At 39.4% G+C, this 20,667-nt stretch carries 17 protein-coding genes; 10 read left to right on the top strand and 7 right to left on the bottom strand.

Annotation, left to right across the window (positions count from 1 at the left end):
- Window positions 1-84: 84 nt before the first annotated feature.
- Complete coding sequence (locus C9J48_RS11375) at window positions 85-1,209, top strand: efflux RND transporter periplasmic adaptor subunit (RefSeq protein ID WP_006229665.1); 1,125 nt, start codon at window positions 85-87, stop codon at window positions 1,207-1,209.
- Window positions 1,209-4,364, top strand: coding sequence for an efflux RND transporter permease subunit (locus tag C9J48_RS11370; RefSeq protein WP_006229666.1), 3,156 nt, complete (start codon window positions 1,209-1,211; stop codon window positions 4,362-4,364). The genes C9J48_RS11375 and C9J48_RS11370 overlap by 1 nt, the downstream gene beginning before the upstream one ends.
- 160 nt (window positions 4,365-4,524) lie before the next feature.
- On the opposite strand, the gene C9J48_RS11365 is transcribed toward C9J48_RS11370, so the two are convergent.
- Window positions 4,525-5,613, bottom strand: a complete 1,089-nt coding sequence (locus tag C9J48_RS11365) for a trypsin-like serine protease (RefSeq protein ID WP_006229667.1) — start codon at window positions 5,611-5,613, stop codon at window positions 4,525-4,527.
- 285 nt (window positions 5,614-5,898) lie between these two features.
- On the opposite strand from C9J48_RS11365, the gene C9J48_RS11360 reads away from it, so the two are divergent.
- Together C9J48_RS11360 and C9J48_RS11355 are read left to right on the top strand one after the other, a co-directional pair.
- Window positions 5,899-6,723 carry a DUF5718 family protein gene (locus tag C9J48_RS11360; RefSeq protein ID WP_006229668.1) on the top strand — a complete coding sequence of 275 codons (825 nt, stop codon included), beginning with the start codon at window positions 5,899-5,901 and terminating at the stop codon, window positions 6,721-6,723.
- 105 nt (window positions 6,724-6,828) lie between these two features.
- On the top strand, window positions 6,829-7,401 hold the full coding sequence (locus C9J48_RS11355) for a nucleotidyltransferase family protein (RefSeq protein ID WP_036803009.1): 573 nt from the start codon (window positions 6,829-6,831) through the stop codon (window positions 7,399-7,401).
- A gap of 112 nt (window positions 7,402-7,513) precedes the next feature.
- Here the strand turns inward: C9J48_RS11355 and C9J48_RS11350 are convergent, their stop codons facing one another.
- From C9J48_RS11350 to C9J48_RS11340, 3 genes are all read right to left on the bottom strand, one after another.
- A complete protein-coding gene (locus C9J48_RS11350) occupies window positions 7,514-8,503 on the bottom strand; it encodes a lipid A deacylase LpxR family protein (RefSeq protein ID WP_006229670.1) in 990 nt (329 codons plus the stop codon).
- Between the two features lie 415 nt (window positions 8,504-8,918).
- Window positions 8,919-9,419, bottom strand: a complete 501-nt coding sequence (locus C9J48_RS11345) for a GNAT family N-acetyltransferase (protein ID WP_086004167.1) — start codon at window positions 9,417-9,419, stop codon at window positions 8,919-8,921.
- Window positions 9,416-9,688 carry a type II toxin-antitoxin system TacA family antitoxin gene (locus C9J48_RS11340; protein ID WP_006229672.1) on the bottom strand — a complete coding sequence of 91 codons (273 nt, stop codon included), beginning with the start codon at window positions 9,686-9,688 and terminating at the stop codon, window positions 9,416-9,418. Before C9J48_RS11340 ends, C9J48_RS11345 begins: the two co-directional genes overlap by 4 nt.
- Window positions 9,689-10,080: 392 nt before the next feature.
- Between C9J48_RS11340 and C9J48_RS11335 the strand changes: the two genes are divergently transcribed.
- A complete protein-coding gene (locus tag C9J48_RS11335; protein WP_006229673.1) occupies window positions 10,081-10,926 on the top strand; it encodes a sulfurtransferase in 846 nt (281 codons plus the stop codon).
- A 99-nt stretch (window positions 10,927-11,025) separates the two neighbouring features.
- On the opposite strand, the gene C9J48_RS11330 is transcribed toward C9J48_RS11335, so the two are convergent.
- Window positions 11,026-11,853 (bottom strand): phosphate ABC transporter substrate-binding protein, encoded by an 828-nt coding sequence (locus C9J48_RS11330; RefSeq protein ID WP_006229674.1) that lies wholly within the window; start codon window positions 11,851-11,853, stop codon window positions 11,026-11,028.
- Window positions 11,854-12,199: 346 nt separating this feature from the next.
- Between C9J48_RS11330 and C9J48_RS27890 the strand changes: the two genes are divergently transcribed.
- Window positions 12,200-12,364, top strand: a complete 165-nt coding sequence (locus tag C9J48_RS27890) for a hypothetical protein (protein ID WP_006229675.1) — start codon at window positions 12,200-12,202, stop codon at window positions 12,362-12,364.
- Between the two features lie 11 nt (window positions 12,365-12,375).
- On the opposite strand, the gene C9J48_RS11325 is transcribed toward C9J48_RS27890, so the two are convergent.
- Complete coding sequence (locus C9J48_RS11325) at window positions 12,376-13,233, bottom strand: GGDEF domain-containing protein (protein ID WP_006229676.1); 858 nt, start codon at window positions 13,231-13,233, stop codon at window positions 12,376-12,378.
- A 574-nt stretch (window positions 13,234-13,807) separates the two neighbouring features.
- On the opposite strand from C9J48_RS11325, the gene C9J48_RS11320 reads away from it, so the two are divergent.
- Together C9J48_RS11320 and viaA are read left to right on the top strand one after the other, a co-directional pair.
- Window positions 13,808-15,460 carry an ATPase RavA domain-containing protein gene (locus C9J48_RS11320; RefSeq protein ID WP_006229677.1) on the top strand — a complete coding sequence of 551 codons (1,653 nt, stop codon included), beginning with the start codon at window positions 13,808-13,810 and terminating at the stop codon, window positions 15,458-15,460.
- A 28-nt stretch (window positions 15,461-15,488) separates the two neighbouring features.
- Entirely contained in the window at window positions 15,489-16,937 is a 1,449-nt protein-coding gene (viaA, locus tag C9J48_RS11315) for an ATPase RavA stimulator ViaA (RefSeq protein ID WP_006229678.1), read from the top strand.
- Window positions 16,938-16,989: 52 nt separating this feature from the next.
- On the opposite strand, the gene C9J48_RS11310 is transcribed toward viaA, so the two are convergent.
- Entirely contained in the window at window positions 16,990-18,105 is a 1,116-nt protein-coding gene (locus C9J48_RS11310; RefSeq protein WP_006229679.1) for a transporter substrate-binding domain-containing protein, read from the bottom strand.
- A gap of 255 nt (window positions 18,106-18,360) precedes the next feature.
- On the opposite strand from C9J48_RS11310, the gene C9J48_RS11305 reads away from it, so the two are divergent.
- The gene (locus C9J48_RS11305; RefSeq protein WP_006229680.1) at window positions 18,361-19,830 is read left to right on the top strand and encodes an NfeD family protein; all 1,470 of its coding nucleotides are present in this window, start codon (window positions 18,361-18,363) and stop codon (window positions 19,828-19,830) included.
- Window positions 19,831-19,877: 47 nt separating this feature from the next.
- On the top strand, window positions 19,878-20,642 hold the full coding sequence (locus C9J48_RS11300) for a slipin family protein (RefSeq protein ID WP_006229681.1): 765 nt from the start codon (window positions 19,878-19,880) through the stop codon (window positions 20,640-20,642).
- Window positions 20,643-20,667 lie beyond the last annotated feature (25 nt).

The raw sequence follows: 20,667 nt of genomic DNA, 5'->3' as shown, positions 1-20,667 counted from the left end.
GTTTTCTCAATGTTATTTTAATTTGAACGCACTTTTATTGTGTTCGTTTTTTGTATGTTTTATTTAAATCAATGGTCAGCATAAATGAATAAAAAACTTATTATCGCAACGCTGGTAAGCGCGAGCCTACTTGCTGGGTGTGGCGATAAAGTCTCGGGACAAAAATCTCCACAAGGTCCTTTAGTTGTTGTAGAGCCCGTTACAGTTATTGATTATCAGCAAGGTAAGCAATATGTGGGTCGTACAGAAGCACTTGAAGATGTGTTAATTACAGCACAAGTATCTGGGTATTTAAAAGAGCGCTTTTTCACTGAAGGGCAATTAGTAGAAAAAGGACAACTGTTATTTCAAATTGAACCGGCAGCTTATGAGGCTAAATTGGCGAGTGCACAAGCGGCCATTTCTCAAGCAGAAGCAAATTTAAAAAAAGCAGACCTCGATTTTAAACGTGGTCAAAATCTATTACCAAAAGGCAGTATTAGTGAATCGGAATTTGACCGATTAACGGCTGAAAACTTAAGTGCAATTGCCCAATTAAAAGCGGCGAAGGCACAATATCATTCTGCTGAAGTCGACTTATCATATACAAGTATTTCTGCTCCTTTCAGTGGTCGAATCAGTGATAGTAAAGTGAGCCTTGGTGATTTAGTGTCGCCTTCTTCGGGTGTACTTACTACCTTGGTTAGCCTAAACCCAATGCAAACCACATTTAACCTAAGTGAACGTGAACGTCTTGATTTAGGTATTGATTACTTAGATGGCAGTGGTGAAGGCAAGGGTAATGTTGAAGTACTGCTTACATTAAACAATGGCGAAGAATATGAACACCTAGGTGAGGTCGATTTTATTGGTAATCGTATTGATTTGAATACGGGGACGATTGCAATGCGCGCTAAATTCGATAACCCAGAACAACGCCTACTTCCAGGTCAGCACGTACAAGTCTTTTTACGTGAGAAAATTCCAGTTCAAAAAATGGTGATTCCTCGTCGTGCAGTACAAAGTGATCTTGAAGGTGATTTTGTGATGGTATTAAAAGAAGACAATGTAGCTGAGCGTCGTAACGTGATTATGGGCCCTCAAACAGTGCAGGGCATCATCATTGCTGATGGTATTGATGCGACTGATATTGTGATGACTAAAGGCTTACAGCGTGTACGTAACGGTATCACGGTTCGTGTTGAAGCAACTGAAGCGAAGGATAAATAATGCTAAGTCGCTTTTTTATCCAACGCCCAAAGTTTGCGTTGGTTATATCTATTATTCTTACACTAGCAGGGGCAATTGCTGCCTTAAGCCTGCCTGTGGCGGAATACCCGAAAATTAGTCCACCTTCAGTTGGTGTGACTGCTTATTACTCAGGTGCAAGTGCTGAGGTTGTTGAAGAGGCAATTGCAGATCCGATTGAAGCATCGGTGAATGGCGTAGAAAACATGATTTACATGTCTTCTAAAAGTGCCAACGATGGTTCATACAGCCTAAATGTGACTTTTGATATTGGTACTGACCCAGATATGGCTCAGGTTAACGTCCAAAACCGTATTTCTCAAATCGAATCTAAGCTTCCGGCTGAAGTTCGTATGGTGGGTGTGACGGTTAAAAAGCGTTCTCCTGATTTATTGATGGTGCTGAATTTCTATTCACCTGATGGTAAGTATGGCGACCAATTTTTGGTTAACTACATTAACTTAAATGTAAAAGATCAGCTTGCTCGTGTTAAGGGGATCAGTGAGGTTAACGTTCTTGGTGGCGGCGAATATGCAATGCGTGTTTGGCTTGATCCTGAAAAAATGGCGAATCTTGGTCTTACAACATCTGATGTAAATGCGGCTCTTGCTGAACAAAACGTTCAGGTTGCTGCGGGTCAGGTAGGTGCTCCTCCATACAATAATGCACAAGAAGTTCAGTTTAACCTTGTAACAAAAGGACGCTTGGAAACCGTTGAAGAATTTGAAGATGTTGTACTTCGTGCTAACAACGATGGTTCGATTGTCTTCTTAAAAGACGTTGCACGTGTAGAGCTAGGAAAGAAATTCTACACTGGTAATGGCATGTTCCGTGGTCAACCTGCAGCCATTGTTACGCTAAACCTACAGTCTGATGCAAACGCATTGGAAAGTGGTGACGCGGTAATGAGTTTACTGGATGGGATGAATAAAAATTTTCCTGAAGGAATGGCATACGAAACAAGCTATGACACAACCTTATTCGTTGCAGAATCAATTAAAGGGGTAGTTGTTACTCTGATTCAAGCCATTATATTGGTTATCGCAGTTACTTATATGTTCTTAGGTAGTATGCGATCGACATTAATCCCTGTAGTAGCCATACCTGTATCGCTGATTGGTACGTTTGCCATAATGCTAGCTGCTGGGTTTACAATAAATACCGTAACGCTATTTGGCTTAATCCTTGCCATTGGTATTGTGGTCGATGATGCTATTTTGGTTATCGAGAATGTTGATACCAACATGGCGCGAGATCCAAGCCTGTCACCTCGTCAAGCAACCTTGATTGCAATGAAAGAAGTAACAGGTCCGATTATTACCTCTACGATGGTTTTGTTGGCTGTATTCATACCGGTTGCAATGCTTCCTGGTATTACCGGTATTATGTACCGTCAGTTTGCATTAACCATTTGTATTTCTGTTGTAATCTCATCTATTAACGCATTAACGCTTTCACCTGCTCTATGTTCTTTAGTGCTAAAACAAGGTGATGGTAATAAGTCGCGTTGGTTTAAAACGTTCAACAAAGGTCTTGATAAAGTTACGTTGAAATATGGTTCGATTGCAGGCTACCTTGTTCGCAAATCTGTACTGTTAGTCACATTCTTTATTTTGGCTGTGGGGGCGGTAACCTACCTATCTAAGACGACATCAACTGCGTTTGTACCAACAGAAGATAAAGGTATTTTACTTGTTAACGTTCAGTTGCCAGATTCCGCCTCTTTATCACGTACTGAAGAAACAACCATCAAGCTTCAAGATATTCTTGCAGAAGAACCCGGTATTGAAGGTATTACTGTTGCAAATGGTTATGCTTTCTTAACGGGTGCCGCAGCATCAAACGGTGCATCACTATTTATTAAGTTAAAAGAGTGGGGCGTAAGAAATGAAATGGAAGGTGATCATTCATCTTTTGCTATTTCTAATCGTATTAATGCGCGTTCTGCGACTGAGCTACCTGAAGCGATAGTCTTTGCGATGGGAGCACCAGCAGTACCAGGAATGGGTGCTGCTTCAGGTTTTGAATTTGTTCTTGAAGATACTTTAGGCCGAAGCCGTACCGATTTGGCGAATGTGATGGATGAGATGATTCAGAAAGCCAATGCGCAGCCTGAAATTCAATTCACCTTTAGTACATTCCGTGCCAATGTTCCTCACTTTTATGTCGATATAGACCGTGTAAAAGCGAAGCAACTAGGCATACCACTGACAGATATTTTCCAGACGCTACAGGGTAACTTAGGTTCCATGTATGTGAATGACTTTACTTTATACGGCAAAAACTTCCGTGTAACGGTACAGGCTGACAGTGAATACCGAGATAATCTCGATACACTTGAGCGTTTCCACGTGCGTTCAGCTTCTGGCGATATGATTCCATTGAGTACGCTTACTTCTATTGAGCAAGTATTTGAACCGGATGTGGCATGGCGTTATAACATGTATCGCTCTGCCGTCATTCAGGGTAGCCCTGCACCGGGTTATTCTAGTGGTGATGCAATTGCTGCGATGGAACGTGTAGCCGCGGAAGTGTTGCCGCAGGGCTATCAATATGAATGGACAGGTATGGCTTACCAAGAAGTGAAAGCAGGTAACCAAGCGATTTATGCGTTTGCTCTGGCTCTAATCTTTATTTACTTGTTCATGGTTGCTCAGTACGAAAGCTGGAGTATACCTCTTGCTATCATTCTGGTTGTTCCTGTTGCGACACTAGGGTCGTTCTTGGCTCTTGCTATAACGGGTACTGCGTTGAACTTATATGCTCAAATTGGTTTGGTTCTCTTGATAGCCTTGGCGGCAAAAAATGCGATATTGATTGTTGAATTTGCCAAGATTGAACGAGAAGAAAATGAGTTGGATATCGGAAAGGCAGCGGTACGTGGTGGTAAATTACGTTTCCGTGCGGTGAATATGACATCGTGGTCATTTATCTTGGGTATTTTGCCATTAATCTTTGCATCTGGTGCAGGCCATATTAGCCAGAACTCGTTAGGTATTTCCCTAACTGGTGGTCTACTTTGTGTGTTACTTGCAGGTACATTCTTGATTCCGGGCTTCTTTGCTCAGGTTCAGAAACGTCGTGAGAAATTCCATGGTGGTTCAACAAAGCTTATTGCACTAGAAGATGAAAAATAGTCGTTAAGTATCGATAGAGCCGTTTAGTTCTGGCTTTATAAACAAAATACAAAAAGGGTTCCACTTTTACGTTAACTGTAAAAGTTGGAACCCTTTTTTAATGTTTAATGCTCAACGTGTTTATTATTAATAGCCAGCACGTCTATTTTGATGACCTTTTTTATTTTTGATGAATATCTTTACGACGCATTAAACCAATAGCAGCTAAGCCAAACAAGCCAAACAATGGCACTGAACCGCCCGATGAACCAGAATCTGTAGGTTGAGTTTTAGCGCTAGGCCTATCAGCAACAACAATAAATGGGTCTTTCGTAATAGTTGGTGCTGGTACTGCATCAAGTGAAAAACTGTTGTTACCTTCAGCTATATGAATTGTGTCTTCAATCCAATCTCTATAGTGTGAAAGCTGCGTGAATTGACCATTCAGTTGATAATAAGGGTTACTTTGATTGTCACTTTTTACCTTACAATCAGCCCCGTTACTGGTTACACCTACAAGGCGTAATCCCTTGTCTTTATCTGCAATGTTTGAAGGGTCTTGCCAAATCAGAGGTCCACCAGAGTCGCCAGCACAAACGTCTTTTATTAAATCGGCAATATTTGAATCTGCACAAACAAAATAATTGGTATTATCCATTTTGTTATTGCACTTCTCATCAGGAATACCACCCAGTTTGACGACCTGTAAGTCAGAAGGGAAGGTACCTTTGCTAACGGTATCTCCCCAGCCGGAAGCGATGAGGTTGGCTTTTGAATCAGAGTCTTTGATCCATGTATTTTCGAAATCACCATCAGCAGCTTGTTGTTCATTTACGGTGGCTATCTTGATAGGTTGAGCAACGTTGAACATACTGCTATCAACTTGAAATAGAGCAATATCATTACTAAAGGTTATGTTGTTGTAGTCAGGGTGATGAATACGATTGATAACTTTAAATTTATATTTATCATCAAGCTTCGAAAAATCACCTTGAGGAATATAAGATGTACCAGTAATAACCATATTACCTAACCCTGCTACATCACAGTGTGCGGCAGTGACAACCCAATTTGAAGCAATAACAACAGCCCCACATCCAGTTGCATCAGAAGTAGTTTGTTTTATTGCAGCTTGCCATGGCAGTAGTAAGCTATCGTAATCACTGGCATTATTACCATTAATCGCTTTGGCTTGAGGGGTTGCACTAAAAGCCAATTGTGGCACTAGTACAAATGAAATAAGTGCTGTTATAGCGGTGGTTTTATACATCCTGTCACCCACTGAACGTTGTTTTTAATTTTGGCTGATCATATGAGTAGAGTGTTCCTTTGTCTACCGATATTTACCTTGTGAATGAATGTTATCAGCATTGCATCAATATTTCGTAAGCGCTTTGTATAATGCTCTGTGAGTATGTTTAGTTGATATACTATCGAATGTAAAGTGGAATAAAAAATGTTGAGCTGGAACAAGTTCTTTGTGTCATTAGAGTGATTCAAAAGGGTAAGAACGTTACTATCTAGAGGTATATCTTTAAATTGTATTAGGATAGTTATGACGTTCAAAAATGTAATTGGTTTTGGTGTGGCGGGTAACTTTGCAGGTCACCTTGAACAAGCTGGTGAAGCGACAGATTTTCTTGCTGTGGAAGTCAAAGAAGCGATTCAACCTAAAGCCATTTTTCCTTTTTATGTGCCTTCAGACAAAGCGGGGTTTTTATCAACATACCCTCTATCTCACGATATAATTATTCCACCTAATGATGCCGATAACCTTCAGATTGAACCTGAAGTCGCGTTACTTTGCGATATTGAATATCAAGATAATCGCGTAATCTCTTTAATACCACGTAAATTTGCAGCATATAACGATTGCTCTATACGAAAGCCTAATGCGAAAAAAATCAGCGAAAAGAAGAACTGGGGCGAAAACACAAAGGGTGTAGCTAGCACAATGTTTGATATCGATTCACTTGCAGAAGGCGGAGTGTTAGATCGTTACCGGATTGCCAGTTTTCATAAACGCGATGATCTTGTTTCTCGCTATGGTGAAGACAGCCCAGTAGTGGGTTATAGTTACTTTCATGAAAAACTATTAACGTGGATTGTTGATCGTATGAACAATCAACAAGATGTTGGCCCTACGGAAGATATCACAATGCATTTAGCAAATGCTGACTATCCGGATCAAGCGTTAATCAGTATAGGCGCAACCCGTTATACAGAGTTTGGCGAAACAACGTTTTTGCAGTCTGGTGATACGAGTATTGTTGTCGTTTACGATGGTAGCAAATATAGCCAAGACGAAATTACAGCGATGGCAGCAACAAATGAGTTTTCTGCCGAAGGTATGTCTGTATTGGTTCAGCATGTAGCCTAAACGAATTTGTTAATACACTAATATATAGAAATGTAGATTTACCGAATATTAAGCCTGATTTGTCAGGCTTTTTTAATGAATGTAATAGGGTTATTTAAATTTAATATGAGTTATTCTGAGCAAGAATATCAAAACAAAACACAGCAACTTCTACTTTCAGATACGTTAAGAATGGAATGTTTACGTGCAGTTAAAAGTTTGAATTTACCTGATTGTTTTTTAGGTGCAGGTTTTTTGCGTAATGCTATTTGGGATTGTTTGCATAACAAAGCCGAGATGACACCACTAAATGATATTGATGTTGTGTATTTCGATATAGAAGATATTTCATGTAAAACAGAACAAGAATTAACAGCGAAACTTAAAGTGCTCGTTCCATCGATGAACTGGGAGGTGCGAAATCAAGCACGAATGCACGTTAAACATAATGACCAACCGTATAGTAATACAACGGATGCAATTTCTCGTTGGGTAGAAATTCCTACTTGTGTGGGCGTTAAGCTTGATGAGACAGAACAACTCGTTTTTACAGCCCCATTTGGTTTGACGCACAACTGGGGTTTTAATGTGGAAATTAACCCTAAGAGGCCAATGCCTGATATTTTTTATCGGCGTATAGAAGAGAAGAGTTGGCTGCAGATATGGCCGTTGCTCAATGTTATACTGATAGGTAATTAAACCAATCTAAGATAATTATTGAATTGGTATAGCTGTTAGGCCTGTTTTGATAGAAAAAGGCTAAGCAAATTGTCGTTGCTTAGCCTAAATACTGTTTATATTGGTTCTTAAGTTATAAACGCCAGAATATTTCGAACGATCCCATAGAAGTGGATGAACGAATATCTTCTTCAAAATCGGGTGTGCTGGTGGCAAAGCTCAAGCTTGTACCCCAGCTAGGTTGGTAATATACAAAGCCCAAAACAGCCGTTGCTTGCAAGTTTTCAACATTGGTATCAGGTACATGATCAGGGCGATCACCGTCGATCGTTATATCATTGAAACGATAACGACCTTCTATACCTGTAAATACAAAATAACCTGACGCGCTAGATGAAATCACACTGACATCGAACAACTTGCCCGGTGTAAATCCAACGCTACCAAAGTTTGAATCTAAGCTTTTACCCCAGCGAGCCACTGTACCAACGGCTAACTCACTCTGATAATTACCCAGATTGACACGACCAACACTACTTAAATCATAATGCTGCATTAACCATGCATCATTTCGAGTAAGTAGGCGGTGCCCTTGATATCCAAGATTGAACACTACTTGGTTTTCGATTTGATTATCCCAGCCCATAGGCTCGTCAGAACCAACGATGCTGTGTATAAACTTTTGGCCATCTTCTGCGAAAGAATTGGGTCCGACAGTGCCCAACATAAAGCTGAATTTATCAACCGCACTTGCTGAATATTGATAAATACCTGTTTCTAGAAATAACAGCCCAGCATAAGGGCGTTCATTAGGCGGGGGCTCTGTCGCTTCAATATCTTCCGGTGTCCACATTTGTTGCCCAAGACGCAGACTCCAGCCTTGGGCGGCATAACTTAATGGCAAAATAGACGCCATTTGTCGTATAGGGGTCGGTGCACTCATAGCGACGTTGTTTGTTGCTGCTGAGTTGTATTCTAAGAAAATGCCGTTGCTATAATTTTGGTCTGTACCTACGATACCGTCATTATCAATCGCAAACGAGAAGCTACCCGAATTGTACGCCATTGTTATTGATGAAAAGAGTGTTGAGATAGCAACAATACCGAGAGAAAAGTGATTCATTTACAATCCTTTGTAGCAGGGAAAATATAACTAAAAATGCAGCATTTAATTTTCATACAAGAATGAGTATGTTACTTAATACTATCAACATTTTACCGAATACCTGCTAATAGTAGCTAGACTTATTAGTAGAACGGTTAACAAAAATCAGAGGTTGTGCATTATAGGGTGAAAAATGCACAAACAGTGAACATTAACTTGTAAGGAAGTTTGAATATATCACTCATCTATATTCGACATTTTTGCTACAAATGGAGAAAAGTAAAATGCATTTATATCCATATATAAATGCTACTTTTTGTCATATATGAGAAATTTAGCGATTAAGACCGTAAGCTAAGTTTGGCTGGAATAAGATAAACGAAAATTACGCAGGTTATAATGAGTGAGATATGAAGAATAATGAGTTGACGTCTTAATTGCCAATGCTCGCTCTTACATCTGAAATTGTGATAAAGAGTTTGTTTTCAGCATCTTGAAATGCAGTAAACCCATATTTTTTGTAGAAGTATTCTGCACCATCTTTAGCATCAACGATAACAACAGGGAATGCGACAGTATCACTGGCCATCAGTAATTTTTGAAGTGCATCAATCAGTAACCATTCGCCATAGCCATTACTTTTGTATCGTTGGTCAACTGCAAGCCTTGCGATTAAGCCGCCAGAGCTCGTATTATGATGCTTCTTTTGTAGTTTCGTAGGAAGTGATGCTAAATCAATCGGTGTCATTGTAAGCGTATAATAGCCGATAATATGTTCGGTACAGTTTACATCTTCAAGCACAAATGTACGGGTATTATCTTTCTTAGCCTGTTGACTCGCCATGATTTTCAAATAATTGTTTAGCGCATTAATCCCACAATCAAAGCGATGACGGTCGTGTTTAGCTTTGTCTAATTGTACCGTCTTCATTATTGGGATTTATCCTTATAACGAGCGGCAGCCTGTTGCAAACGAGCATTAGGTTTTGCTGGCTCATCCAGCGCATCCATTAGCATCATTGCATCGCGTTGGCTTAGCTTTAGTGCGCGTTCTCGTTCCATGATCTGTTTCGCTTTCTCAACAGCTGCGCTAAGAACAAATGAGTTAATACTAGACATACCAGCGATAGCTGCTGCTTGTGATAGTAGTTCTTGAGTATCAATGTCTACACGGGCAGTGATACGTGGTAATGCTGTGGCCATATAAACCTCCGTAGGTGTCAAAGTGTCACAAGAGAAGTATGGCATGGTTGTTTGGTGCTGGCAATTTCTGTGTCACTTTGACACATGGTTGATTTTAAATGAGCATTCGAATTCAGCGAAACTATTGGAGAGGTTGGGGGGGAGGGCACAATTTAAATACTTTTCTCAGAGGGTAAGTAATAACGAAGCAAGTTCCCTTATTCTAATTTGTTTTTTATTGCTGTGAAACATAACTCAGACCTGCACATACTATCATTGTGGTAGTAAAAGAAAAAAGATAGGGTTAACCCTCGCAGTTTAAAGAGTTTGTGCTAGATATTTAATGCGCAAGATTTTCTCTTAACTTGTCGGTTTGTAAGTTTTTATTCAGCGTTATTTATAAGGAATATTGAATGCCATTAGTACCTTCATCTTTAGTAACAACGGACTGGTTAGCTGAACATTTAGTCGATGATAATCTTGTAATATTAGATGCAAGTTGGTTTTTGCCTGGTTCAACTCGAAATCCACAACAAGAGTGGAATGAAAAGCGCATTCCGGGTGCTCAGTATTTTGATTTTGATAAGAAAATAGCAGCCCCCAATACACAATTTCCACATATGCTTCCATCGCCAGCATTGTTTGAAAAAGCAGTGTCAGAATTAGGCATCAACAACGATGATATTGTTGTTGTATATGATACCCAAGGGTTATTCTCTGCGCCTCGAGTCTGGTGGATGTTTAAAGCTATGGGGCATAAAAATGTTGCTGTGCTTGATGGTGGCTTTCCTGCTTGGTTAGCGGGAAGTAACCCAGTAGAAAAGGGGGAGTTGGCAGCTCCAGAAGTTACGGCCTATAAAGCGATTTTTGAACCTGAATGGGTTATTGATGCTGATACATTGGAAAGCCTACTAGAAGATCATTCAGTCGCCGTTATCGATGCCCGTGGTGCAGCTCGTTTTTTTGGAACAGAACCAGAACCTAGGCAAGGGGTAAGAGGCGGCCACATGCCGAATGCGAAAAGTCTTCCATTTTCGCAATTAATTAAAGATGGCTTCTTTATTAATAAAGAATTGCTCATTAATCGTTTTAACGCTGTTTCTGATGCAGATCAGCGACTAATTTTTAGCTGTGGATCGGGTGTGACAGCGTGTGTGCTGGCTCTGGGGGCTGAACTTGCTGGGCGTAAAATGCTGACAGTCTATGATGGTTCGTGGACTGAGTGGGGGTCTACGTATAAATATCCAGTTATAAAGTAAGCCTCAATATTGAAGTGGAAAAGCTAACCAATGCAGATGATTAATGTAATTTGGTTAGCTTTTTAAATGAGAACAGTGAGCTACTTTAATTGTTATTGATTAACTTTTATTAATAGCAATGTATCCACGTTCATCAATAATATTCTGCCCTTCACTAGAAGTAACGTAGTTTAAAAACGCTTGTGCATTTTTTGATACGTTTTTCTCTTTATACAACATTAAAAAAGGGCGGGAGATTAAGTAGTCTCCTGATTCTAGGTTATCAATGGTTGGTTTAATACCTTCAAAAGACAACGGCTTAATAGAATCATCAACAGAGCCTAAAGACATATAGCCAAGAGCATGTAGATTACGAGATACTAAACTTTTCACCATTCCATTGGTGTTAACGACTAATAGTTGCGGGTTTATATCAGATACTCTGTGACCTTTAATATTCTGGGTTAACCCCATAAAATCTTCAAAAGAAAAGCGTGAACCAGAAGCATTTTCACGGCTAACAACAGCCATTTTTAGATCTGGACCACCGACTTCTTTCCAGTTTTTAATTTCCCCGTGGTAAATCTTTGATACTTGCTCTTTTGTGAGGTTGTCAACAGGGTTGTTTTTATTGACGACCAATGCAATGCCATCGTGTGCGATTGTTACCATTTTCACATCAGGGGTTATCTCATCTTCACTGAGACGGCGAGAGCTCATGCCCATTTCTGCTGCATCTTGTTTGACTGCAGAAATGCCAGCAGAAGAACCAATACCTTGGATAGCAATAAAAGTATCTTTATGAGAGGTTGAATAAGCTTCTGCTAAGATTTCCATCACATGGCTTACCGATGTCGATCCAGTAACTGTGACAGTATCTGTTTTGGCCTGTGCACTAAACGCCACGCTTGCACACAATGCCACAAGGGTAGTTGCCCTAGAAAACATTGACTTTCTCCGTAATAAGTTTGATTTCACACCATCTTATTACGGATGTGTGACAGTTCTGTGAAATCACTGCCTAAATGAAGGAAGGAGGTGAATTTAAAAACAATAAGTATTACCTTTATTGATAATATTAATATCGAAACCATAAATTTAGTGCTTTTACTATTGTAAAATTATAATTATGGAAGTAGCTTCAGGTTTGATCTTCATCATAAATATTCATATAGGGTATTGAAAAGCTCGTGAGAACAGATGAATATGAACAAGAGGAATATGTTTTTCGTAAATTACTTATTAATTACGTCTTTAAAATCAAGGTGACGCTGTAGATTGAAGGAGTTACGAAATGGAAGAATATGACTTTTCAGAATTTATGGATAAGCTATCAAAACTTGATAAGCAACAGCGGCGGCAAGTGTATTTGAAAACAAAAGAAAGCCATGATGTTGAAAGCGTGAATGTGATTAACCAAATATTAACAGATGAAGAATTGGATATGTTACTAATGTAAGAGTTAAGTCTTTATTTTTTTGTTTTTTTATCTTTATACATAGCTTTGTCTGCTTGTGTGAGAATAGAATCAGGATCACTTAGGTTTCCTGGGTAGTAGGGTGCAATGCCGATACTGATGCCAATGTTATATTCACCGCGGGTGCTTTTTGTTATATCGTAAAGTTCACTAATCCATTCATCACACATCTGCTGATCATCGCTAGGCAGTAAAACAATGAATTCATCACCCCCAATTCGATAAATTCGACTGCCAAGAGGCACCGTTTTTAACAAACTGTTCGCAGTAATAATGAGTAATTCATCACCTAGAGTATGGCCAAATCGATCGTTCACCTGTTTGAAATTATCAATATCAATGTAGGCGAGCATCCCCCTCTGCTGGTTAATTGCCATTTCATCAAAACGGCGGAATAACGAACGACGATTTAGTAAACCTGTTAATTCATCTTGCAATGCCTGACGACTGAGTACACCTTCTAAATCACGTGCTTTGGTTATTTGTGTATTTAGGCTATCTATTAATGTACGGCGCTGATGAAGCATTTTAATAAAACAGAAACACATAAGAAAAACACCAATATGCATGAAAACATCATCTGCATTATTGAGTAGTTTATGATTGTTTAGTTCTGGAATCTCATCTAATAGATCAGCAACAACACCAAGACTATAAGTGCCTAAAGCCAAAATAAGCCAAGATTTAGTTTCTTTACCAAAATCTTCGAGTAACAGCATCACAATTAATACTAAGGTTATGATTGAGGTGAGTACTTCAAGGCTTTCACTTGACGGTATTAATGCCGATAGCAAAATGCCAATGCACACGATAATAATCAGTCGCATAGGAAGTTGAGATACGTTGTTCATTATAGCCTTAGGGTTTTTGTTGAAGATAACAGAGCCATCTTGTCAAAGTGCATATACTTGGACAAGATGTTTACCTTTTTTCAATGAGGAAACATTGTCTGTGTCTTTTGTGTGACGGATTTTTAAAACGAAATGAGTTGAATTTGACCCTATAAATTATTTTATATTTTATAAAATAAAACCTGCTGCTAAAAAATGCCCATGAAAGAGTGTTGCTATTTCATACAAAACGATATGGTTTGAAATTTAAAAATTTAAAAATTTTAATTTTTGTTTGTATATTATTGGCATGAAAATAGATTTATCAATAAATGCGATTTAACGCATTGATTTATTGATTATTTGTAAGTAAATGTAACTTTGCATTTCTAATGGTAAGTGTTTTCGGTTGATCATTATTTTTGCAAACAATGTTTGCTTGCTTGTTGTTGACAGATCTCTTTGATATAAAAGTGTTAAAAGGTATTTGTTGTTAACACTTTTGCAACATCTGAGGTATTGTGTCTATGCTAAGTAATGACAGCAATTGTTGTGCTTTGGCACATGGACATAACAATTAGAGAGGTCGGGAATTATGCTAACAATGGCAAAATCTGCACAACCAAATAAAGCGTTAATTTCTGAGAGGATTCAAAAACTTATTAAATCGCTGTCTAGCGGTGTATATGAGCGTGAAGAAACCATCAAACTTTGCTTACTTTCTGCTTTAGCGGGTGAGAGTGTTTTTTTACTTGGCCCTCCTGGTATTGCTAAAAGTTTAATTGCTAAACGCTTAATACAAGCCTTCGATAACAGTAAATTTTTTGATTACTTGATGACCCGTTTTTCAACACCTGAAGAAGTGTTTGGCCCTTTATCAATTCAAGAACTCAAAGACAATGGTAAGTATGTGCGTTTAATCGACGGATATTTGCCAACAGCTCAAGTCGTTTTCCTCGATGAAATATGGAAAGCTGGCCCTGCAATCCTCAATACATTACTAACCGTTGTAAACGAACGTACCTTTAAAAATGGTCAGGATGTATTACCTGTACCCATGCGTTTGCTGATTACAGCGTCTAACGAGCTACCAGACGAAGATAGTGGGCTTGATGCTCTCTATGACCGCATGCTTGTTCGTGTGTTCGTTAATCGCATTCAAGAAAAGAAAAATTTCAAATCGATGCTAATGGATGACGGTCGAACATCTGTCGTAGTGGATCCAAGTTTAACCATTAAAGATGAAGAATATGTTCAATGGCAGGCTTGCATTGAAGACGTTAAATTATCTGAAGAAATTTTCGAAAAAATCTATCAACTAAAATCAATGATAGAAAAGCAATCAGAAACTGCTGATATCGCGGAAGCAGATAGTGAACTGTATATTTCAGATCGACGTTGGAAGAAGTCTGTACGCCTATTAAAAGCGAGTGCTTTCTTTAATGGTCGAGACGAAATCAACCCGCTCGATCTCTTGTTACTTCAAGATTGCTTATGGCACAGCCCAGAATCGCGCAATGTTATTCGAACATTGGTACGTGAATTCGCGACAGAAAAAGCCTTTGATCAAAGTGCATCACAATCTGATGCGAACGAAGCTCAACAGATTATTGATGAGGTAAATGAACAGGTTGCCTCTGATCTTGTTGTAACATTCAGCCGTGAATCTACATTACGTAAAGAGTGGTTTAAATATAACTTCAGTACCTCGAAGCGCTACAATGTGAATAACAACCCGCGCATGATTAAATTGGTTATGCTTCAACAAAATCCGTCTGTTTCTGAAAAAGAGCAAGGCGATAGTCGCTGGGTTTACGTTGATGGTGATGAATTCGATAAAAAAATTCGAACTGGGCATTGTGATGTCTATGGCTTCGTCAATAAAAATACCAACCTGTGCCGCCTTCAGTTTGAAATTGATGCCCAATGTCGCTTGGTGATTAAAGATATCGCGAATCGCTCTGTGTTAGTTGGCATTGCCGGTAATAAAGGCATTACAGCAAAACAAAATGAACAGCTGCAAGAACGCGTGAAGCAGGCGTCAGGTAAAGTGACCGATGCTGAGCATAATATCAAGATCTCTCGTACGAGCTTCCACGGTGCACTTCCACATAATTTTGTTGAGAAAGAAATACCAACATTAATTGAATGCAGTATTTCCGAAGCCTCTGAATCAGTTTCAGAATTAAAGTTAGTGATTGAAAAAAGTGCGTTCAGAATTTCTCAATTATCTGAGTTTTTCTCGTAACTTTTCTCACAACTAAAGGGAGTGGCCTATGCCGGTATCTGAAGGTATTAACCTCGCGCTGATGCTCGCTGAGTCTGGCATTATTGATAATGCTGTGCATGAAGTGATGGCTCGACCACAGCTCTTGATGGCAGCTGAAGCCAGTCCTGGTATTAAAGGAGCGATGAAAAACCAGGTAATGAAATGGCGTGGTCAAGTTAAGAACAAAATTTCAAATGTCAGTATTGAAGAACAATTTAGCCAAGAGCTCGAACTTTATCAGGCTGCAAGTAATTGGAGTCAGGAAGAGTTCATGGATAACATTGATACAGTTATTCGTAAGCTAGAAGGGAAGTCCGCTTTTTATTTTAAAGCTAAACGGTTAAATGCACGAGAACATGAAAAGCATAACCCGATGTTTCAGAGCTACTTCTGCAATACATGGTATGAGTATTTGTCACATGCGCTAAAAGAAGCACAAGCCAACGATCTTGAGCAACATAAAGATAAGCTGATTGCTGATTTATACCAGCGTATTGAAACCATGAAACAAATGGAAGAAGTTACAGAAGCAGGCGACCCCAAGAAAGCGGGGCGATTGTGGGATATGGCGAAAGCGAAGCTAACGCGTACAGATATCGATTCCATGAAATCCATTGCCACTTTCTTAAAGAAGAATAATGGCTTGAAAGAGATCGCAGAAAAGCTTGGAAGAATGGCGAATGAAATTGATGACCCTAATAAAGAGCGAGTGAAATCTGAAGATTTACGAATGGTTGAAGAGAAGAGTGACAGTGTAACCGATGATATTGTCGGCATTCATGAAAGTGATGACTTATCCAAGTTGCTGCCCAATGAAGCTATGTTTCTTGCTTATCCTGAACTCGAAGTTGTGTTTTATAAACACCTTGTCGATAAGCGTTTAATGAATTATCGCGTACAGGGTTCACAACGTAAATTACGAAAAGTAAAAGCATTTAAACGTCAAACCAAGCAAGTCGATCAAGATAAAGGTCCCTTTATTGTTTGTATCGATGCGTCGGGGTCGATGTCTGGCTTTCCAGAGCAATGTGCTAAAGCACTTGCGTATGGTTTGATGCAAATTGCGTTAGCAGAAGATCGTGATTGTTACGTGATCATGTTCTCAACTCAACAGATAACGTATGAACTCACGAAACAAGATGGTTTAACGGAAGTGTTGAACTTTCTGTCTTATTCTTTCCATGGTGGTACAGATTTAGGACCGGTATTGGATCAATCGATTGATCTTATGACGTCCGATAAGTACAAAAATGCTGATTTGGTTGTGTTATCTGATTTTATCGCACCTTCTCAACCAACTGAAATGCTGGCTAGGATCAGTAAACTAAAAGAGCAAAAAAACCGATTTCACGCCATTAATTTATCTCGCTACGGTAACCCTGAATTAATGACAATGTTTGATCACTGTTGGTCATATCACCCATCAAAACTGAGTCGTCTATTAAGGTGGCGATAGACGATTATTGAGATTGAGCTAAGCCCTCGTTAATATAAAAGAGGGCTTTTTATTATTTATCTGTAAAGTACTTATTTAGTGCTTGTCGCCATTCACTACTCTGCCGAATTTTTAACAGCGAGCGATTCAGCTCTTCTGCATAAGGGCTGCTATCTTCAATGGCGAAGCCGTAGTTTTGCTTTTCGAATTGATACGGCAGTACAATCATATCTGTATACACGCCATGTTCTTTCGCCTTTTTTATCTGATATTTCAGGACAGGATCATCGGCGACCACTGCTTCTATTTCACCTTTTTCTAATGCGACTAGCATATCTTCTACCGTATTATACGTTTTATGAACAATGCTGTGATTGGTGAGAAACTGAGATGATGTAGATGACTTTTTGGCGCCTGTTTTAATGTTCGCCAGATCATTGGGGTTTTTAATATCAGAGTTTAATAACCCCAATGTAAATGTACTGGCGAGAACAGCCGTAATACTGGCAATAAATAATGTGGAAAAAATGGCAATAATCACAGTCAAAACGCGGCCTGATAGTGTTTTAAATTCGAAATAATTAAAGGGCCCTTTGGTTATAAAGAGTAAACCTAAAATGAACCCTTCAACGAACCGTGCAGGGCGGGTTTGCATAGAATAGAGCTTGTCGTTTATCTTGTGCTCAAGAAAATAAAAGATGCTACCAATCAATGCGGCGGCACATAAGAGAATGGCTAATACCAGCAAGAGTTTTTTGTTAGTTAGAATATTAATTATTGATGATAAGTAGCCTTGTTTCTTAACTGCAATGGCAAGGTGTGTTTCATAAAACGAGTGTGAAAAGTCTAAGCGTTCTTCTCTTTCCGGGGTAATTGAAATACACGAAATGCCAATGTTGATCTTACCTTCAGCGACGGCATCGAGTAATTCTGCCAGAGGGTATTGCTTGATTTCGTATTGTAGATTTAATCTTTTAGCTATTTGCTCCCATAGTAGTATTGTTAATCCGGTGTAGTCTTCGTCGTTTTCGTGAATAACAAAGGGAGGGCAATGGTAGCTGCCAACTTTAATTAATGAGCCTTGTTTTATATTGTTGGTTGAAGTGCTTTGTGCTGGAGCTGATATAAATATGAATAAGAGGTAGAACAGAATAGAAAGTGGTTTGGTGATTGATTTCGTTTCCGCCATAACGACCCTCCTTTAAAAATCATGAACAACCTCGCGAATGATTGCCTTTGTAAATATAAGTATAAGCCTCATAACTGCTATTCGTGATGATTATTGAGAGGTAGTTAGGTAACTGTATTAGACCATGTTTTTAGTATGTGTATTTAAGGTTGAACTATGCTTATAAAGTCGAACTTATCGTCACTAAGATACTAACCCACCAGCACACTAACGTTTTAGGGTTGTATCGACACTTAATTAGGTAGAGGAGTCTATATGAAATTTCTCTCTCTCTGCGTATTCGTTATTACGCTCTTGCTTCATTCTATTTCTGCGTTAGCGGATGATGTTTGGGTTGTCGAAATAAACGGTGGTATAGGACCTGCAACTAGCGATTTTGTTGCCAGAGAAATCGAACAAGCGCAAATAGATAACGCATCCCTTGTCGTTCTCAAAATGAATACTCCCGGAGGGCTAGATACCTCTATGCGAGACATTATTCGTGCAATTACTACGTCACCAGTACCTATCGCTACTTGGGTTGGCCCTGCTGGCTCTCGTGCAGCCAGTGCGGGTACGTATATATTATTGGCAAGTCATATTGCGTCAATGGCTCCGGGTACCAACCTTGGCGCAGCGACGCCTGTTTCATTGGGGGGCGGGAAAGCACCGGATAAATCAGATAATCCATTTGCGCCGAAAGGTGATTCGCAAAAAGGTGACGAAAACAGCGCCAAGAAAGATGATGCAACTAGCGGCGATAAATCAGCAACAAGCAAGTCAGATGATGAGGCTAAAAGCAGTGAGTCGGATCAACAAGAAGGACGAGTAAAAGCCACGACGGCAATGGAAAAGAAAGTGATCAATGATGCAGCTGCGTACATTGTGAGCTTAGCTAAATTGCATGGTAGAAATGAAGTGTGGGCAGAGAAAGCCGTACGTGAAGCAGCCAGTTTAGATTCAGAGAATGCGTTAAGTGAAAATGTGATTGATTTCCTCGCAGCAAACCTAGATCAAGTCGTCGAAAAAACAAATGGTAAAACAGTTGTTATCAATGGCGTTGAACAAGAAATGTCACTGGCTAATGTTCAGTTTATAGAACGAGAGCAAGATTGGCGTTTTAGTTTGTTATCTGTCATCACCAATCCTAATGTTGCCTATATCCTTATGTTGATTGGCATCTACGGTCTATTACTTGAATTCTATAACCCTGGTGTTGGGTTACCTGGTGTAATGGGCGGTATTTGCCTTTTACTAGCGATGTATTCATTGCAAATGCTACCTGTAAGTTATGCGGGGCTTGGCTTATTGCTGTTAGGTATCGCATTAATGATTGCAGAGGCATTTACACCGAGTTTTGGTATTTTTGGCTTAGGTGGAATAGTGGCATTTGTGTTGGGCTCTATTATGCTGATGGATACGGAAATACCGGGATACAAAATTGCCTTACCACTCATTATTGGATTAACCGTTGTATCAGCTTTATTTACATTTGTAATGCTTTCTTTGTTATTAAAAACCCGAAGAAAACCGGTTACAACGGGGGTCGACGTTATTATTGGTCAGTACGCCAAAGTTGTGAGTGGTTTTCCTGGCTCTGGGCGAGTTTTGGTTGATGGTGAAATTTGGCAGGCAAGATGCGCTGATGGTTTACTGGTAGGTCAACGGGTAATAGTTAAAAAGGTATCGGGTTTATGGCTTGACGTTGAAACCAGCCATGTCGATAAAAATTTGGATAAAGAATAATAGCAACAAGTAAGACCATATTGAAGAATAACGAATAGGGGCTAATTATGTTCATCTATACTATTGCGACCATTGTAGCACTTGTGTTTGTGCTACTTGTTAGTATGTTCAAGATATTACGAGAATATGAACGTGCAGTTGTGTTCTTACTTGGACGGTTTTATGAAGTAAAAGGACCGGGATTAATCATCATTGTGCCTGTTATTCAGCAAATGGTAAGAGTGGATCTGCGGACCATTGTACTTGATGTGCCGACACAAGATTTGATTACCCGAGATAATGTGTCGGTTAAGGTGAACGCTGTTGTGTATTTTCGAGTGGTAGAGCCGAAAATGGCAATCAATAATGTCGAAAATTACCTTGAAGCAACCAGCCAGTTATCTCAAACCACTTTACGCTCTGTACTTGGGCAACATGAGCTTGATGAACTTTTATCAGCCCGGGAAGCGCTAAATAAAGATTTACAGGTAATACTTGATCAACATACCGATAATTGGGGGATTAAAATTGCCAATGTTGAAATTAAACATGTTGATTTGGATGACAGCATGGTGCGTGCTTTAGCTAAACAAGCAGAGGCAGAACGAACTCGTCGAGCGAAAGTCATTCACGCAACGGGTGAGTTAGAAGCGTCAGAGAAGTTACGTCAAGCGGCAGATGTACTCAATAAAGCACCAAATGCTATTCAACTTCGTTATATGCAAACATTGACCGAGGTGGCGAATGATAGAACAACAACCATTGTATTTCCTATGCCTATCGACATGATAGAAAAGTTTACTGGAGTAATGAAACCCTCTAACAAAGAATAATTGTTATTCTAGTTAGCATATGAGG

It is taken from the genome of Photobacterium profundum, from assembly GCF_003026285.1.
Lineage (GTDB): Bacteria > Pseudomonadota > Gammaproteobacteria > Enterobacterales > Vibrionaceae > Photobacterium > Photobacterium profundum.
The sequence above is the reverse complement of the archived record's forward strand: the minus strand, read 5'-3'. Positions and strand labels throughout refer to the sequence as shown.